This is a genomic window from Xanthomonas populi (genome assembly GCF_002940065.1).
Taxonomy (GTDB): domain Bacteria; phylum Pseudomonadota; class Gammaproteobacteria; order Xanthomonadales; family Xanthomonadaceae; genus Xanthomonas; species Xanthomonas populi.
Map to the genome: position 1 here is coordinate 1 of NZ_MDEJ01000218.1, position 3,695 is coordinate 3,695.

The 3,695-nt window shown below is 56.8% G+C and carries 4 protein-coding genes; 3 read left to right on the plus strand and 1 reads right to left on the minus strand.

Annotated features, from left to right (window positions below; translation table 11 throughout):
• Positions 1-239: 239 nt before the first annotated feature.
• Positions 240-1,535, minus strand: coding sequence for an efflux RND transporter periplasmic adaptor subunit (locus XpopCFBP1817_RS19895; protein WP_425479138.1), 1,296 nt, complete (start codon positions 1,533-1,535; stop codon positions 240-242).
• A gap of 287 nt (positions 1,536-1,822) precedes the next feature.
• Here XpopCFBP1817_RS19895 and XpopCFBP1817_RS19900 point away from each other — a divergent pair, with 287 nt between their 5' ends.
• From XpopCFBP1817_RS19900 to XpopCFBP1817_RS19910, 3 genes are read left to right on the plus strand one after another with little or no spacing between them, the layout of a single operon-like run.
• Positions 1,823-2,383, plus strand: a complete 561-nt coding sequence (locus tag XpopCFBP1817_RS19900) for a hypothetical protein (RefSeq protein ID WP_128418399.1) — start codon at positions 1,823-1,825, stop codon at positions 2,381-2,383.
• Between the two features lie 42 nt (positions 2,384-2,425).
• Complete coding sequence (locus XpopCFBP1817_RS24180) at positions 2,426-2,647, plus strand: HEAT repeat domain-containing protein (protein WP_128418400.1); 222 nt, start codon at positions 2,426-2,428, stop codon at positions 2,645-2,647.
• Positions 2,648-2,650: 3 nt separating this feature from the next.
• Positions 2,651-3,556 carry a hypothetical protein gene (locus XpopCFBP1817_RS19910; protein WP_128418401.1) on the plus strand — a complete coding sequence of 302 codons (906 nt, stop codon included), beginning with the start codon at positions 2,651-2,653 and terminating at the stop codon, positions 3,554-3,556.
• Positions 3,557-3,695: the final 139 nt, after the last annotated feature.

Sequence of the window (3,695 nt, forward strand, 5' to 3'; positions counted from 1 at the left end):
GGAGCGATTACGCACACTGCCCGAACACGTCTACAACCAGATGGTCATGGGCTGAAAAACGTGGGGATACCTCAGGATCAAGATCGACATCGCGTTCTTTGGTGCGTATTCGCTGCGCCTTGTTCAACCGCAGTGCTATCCAGGCGCAGCGACTGGCATCTACAACCGGCTGCCAAGGTGGGCGCCGCGCTCCCCTGAGCGGCGTCGCTGCCCACGTTTTACCGCAGTTGCCGGTGCAGTTACTCGGCAGCCTCCGGTTCTGCTTCCACCACCGTGTCGCCGTCTTTCAGGCTTTGCGGCGGATCCAGCACCACGCTGTCGCCCGCGCTCAGGCCCGATAACACCTGCCGGTCCTCACCCATCACCATCCCGGTAGTGACCGTCTTCGCGCTGACGGTGTTGCGCTCACCAACCACGAACGCCACGGTGCGCGTGTCGCGTTCGACCAGCGCCGCCGCTGGCACGCGCACGCCCGGCCGCTTGCTGGCTTCCTGCGGTTTGGCTTGTTCCAGAAAGCTCACCCGCACGCCCATTTCCGGCAAGATGCGCGGGTCCTTGACCTTGAATGCCACGCGTACTTTTACCGTTGCCTTGCCGCGGTCGGCGGTAGGAATGATCGCGATCACCTCGCCGGGAATCTTCCATTCCGGATAGGCGTTGAGCACCGCTTCTACCGGCATCTTCGGCTGCACGCGGCCGATGTAGGACTCGCCCACTTCCACTTCGATTTCCAGCGAATCCATATCCACGATGGTGCCGATGCCGGTGCGGGTGAAGCCGCCGCCGGCCGACAACGGCGAGACGATTTCGCCGGGCTGCGCGGCCTTGGCGGTGACCACACCGGCAAACGGCGCGCGCACCACGTTGAAGTCCGAGCGGATCGCCGAGATCGCCAACTGGTCCGATGCCACGCGCACATTGCGCTGCGCGTTCTGCAGCTGTGCACGCAAGGCGTCGCGTTGTGCGGTGGCCTGTTCGTACTGCGAGCGCGACACCAGTTGCGCGCCGACCAGCGACTGCAGCCGCGTGGCATCGGCATTGGCTACCGCCAGTTGCGCCTGCATGTTGTCGACCTGGCTGCGTGCAGCCGACAGCTGCGATGCAGACAGCGTGCGCTGCGCTTCGGCATCCAGCGGGTCGAGTGTGGCCATCACCTGGCCTTGTTCAACCCGCATGCCTTCTTCGATCATCACCTCGCGCACTTTGCCAGTGACCTGCGCGGAGACGGTTGCCATGCGCCGCGCCACCACATAACCCGATGCATCCAACACCGATGCACTGCTGCCGCCACTGATCGCCACCACCGGTGCGGTCTGCACATCTGCCGGTCGCGCGCGGTCCAACAGCAGCAGGCCCGCCACTACCAGTAGCGCGACCACCACGCCTACGACTATCCATAGCACGCGCCGCGAAGGTGACGCGTCACGCGGTGATTTGCGATCAATACGGAGTTCTTTCAGTAGATCGGTGGATGTGTTCATCATGGACATGGACGTGACGTTGTGGCGAAAGTGAGCGGGCGAGGCGATCGCTATAGTACTTCCGGATTAGGATGAGACTCATCGGATTGGAAAAAAATAGCAAGGCACGATCTCAAATCGGGAACGCGTTACCTTGACATAGATATGTTGACAACATTGGGAATCTCCTCTACGGTTGAGGTCGAAAAAATGGAAAGCTTCGGAAAATAGCGCGCTATGTGGCCCAATGCCTGAAATATGACTGAGGCTCAGGGCTAAATAGGGCTAATCAAAGATAAGGAGATAAGGGTGGAGAAGATGCCCTGCATATTAATATTTCAAGGATCGCGGCAGGACATGGCATGAAGCAGCATTTAGAGCTTCTCGAGTTCGCGGAAGAAGCAAACAGCCGAATGGCTAGCGACTATCATGCTGGTTTTTTCAATATGGATGGGAAGCTGAAAGGTCTGTTGTGTGAGACCGACGTTTTGTCATGGCTGGCTGAGGGAGAGCTACAGAAGATCGCCAATGATCCGGGCTACCAGTGCCATACATGGGAGCCCAACTATCTGGTTGTAGCAAGTGGGCCGAAGTGGCAACTGAGAGTTGGCCTATACTCCCATTCTTCGGAGTTCGTCTACACGATGCCGCAGCACATGATCGTTGCGGTCGTGGGGCGAAAATCGCTCACGGCAGATCACTACCTTATGCCTTGCGATATCGAAATTGGTACGTTCGATCCATCTATACGACTTGAGCCTGGGGTGCGGCGCGTCCATGAGCCGGGCGACCTCATCGTCATCGACAGCCGAAGTAATCTGTTCGACGTGGTGATACAGGCACCTGTCCTGACGGTAAAATTTACCTCGACTGTGCATCACCCACTACAATGGGCGTTTCATCGTCAAACCGGGGAGGCGTGACAGGCCATTTCCGCCAATCCCATCGACTCCGAGCTAGTGTCGATGGTACAAGCTCTCGGGGCCATGAAAAATCGGGCCGGTGTGCCGGCATTGTTGGATCTTTGTGATCATTCTCAGCACTTTGTTCGTTGGGCAGCTATGCAGGCGCTCGGATATGTGGCGCCGGAACTACTGATGCCACGGCTGCAGCTTGCGGCAGGCGACCCCCATCTGCATGTACGGGAAGCGGCAAAAAAGGTATTGAATCGAATTTCACAGAGATGAGCCATGCCTATTACGGTCGATCCAGTCAGCACGGACAAGTTGTCGATAGCGGATTTTATTGAGCATGTTGAGAAATATGTAGATCTCAGTTGTGCGGAAGGTCTCGCAGAATCGGCGCCGCAATTTTGCAGTGTGGCGAACGATATCGATCTGATTCCTGTCTACTTCAACAATGCGATCAAGCGATTCCTAAACGATGGTCCGCTGGCCGCATACACGCCACAGTCGGTATTTCTGGGAGCCGGCAGTGGTTTTTTCCTTCGTGCCAATATCTGGACCCCACTGAGGTTGTCACAAACATTCCGTTCTCAAGAGGAGCGGGTTTTCAGCTACCGCAACACGCACGACCATAATTTTCTGTTCATGACGGTGGGATATCACGGTCCCGGTTACGAGACGGATATTTATCAATACGATCCTTCCCGGGTGCGTGGCTACATTGGCGAATTGGTTGATCTGGAACCTCTCGGGCGCACGATGTTGCCTGTCGGTCGAGTCATGGCATATCACGAGAAGATGGACGTCCATACTCAGTTTCCACCGGAGCAATTGTCTGTCTCTCTCAACCTCATGGTGACGAAGAAGCGCGAATTTGATAGCGATCAGTATTTCTTTGACCCGTCTGAAGGACGAATTATTGAAATGCCGCAAATTGCGCTCATACACAAGCTGGCATCGATCGTGGCACTGGCCGGACAGCTTGCCAATCGCGACACGGCTGACGTTATCGAGGCGTTGATCGTGGGTGCGCCCTGTCGCCGTATACGCGAAGCCGCGCTAACTGCGGCCTCGACATTGGCGGCATTGCCTGACGATGAAAAGTTTCGATTGATAGAGCGAGGAACCAACGATCACGACGAGGTGGTCCGGTCCCGTGCCCGCACGCTGATGGCGAAAAACGCAGTGTGAATTCCAATAGTATCGTTGTGGCGGATCGCACTCGTCTGCTGCTGCGACCCTCAAGAGTGCACTTAAGGGCACCTCGAACAACCAAGTCGTAGCCGTGGTGACACGCACTGGATGATGACCATACCTTCAAAAAATCAGC

Bases quoted from the DNA above. Each gene is read 5' to 3' on its own strand.
- XpopCFBP1817_RS19900 (WP_128418399.1), top strand. From the start codon at position 1,823: ATGAAGCAGCATTTAGAGCTTCTCGAGTTCGCGGAAGAAGCAAACAGC.
- XpopCFBP1817_RS24180 (WP_128418400.1), top strand. From the start codon at position 2,426: ATGGTACAAGCTCTCGGGGCCATGAAAAATCGGGCCGGTGTGCCGGCA.
- XpopCFBP1817_RS19910 (WP_128418401.1), top strand. From the start codon at position 2,651: ATGCCTATTACGGTCGATCCAGTCAGCACGGACAAGTTGTCGATAGCG.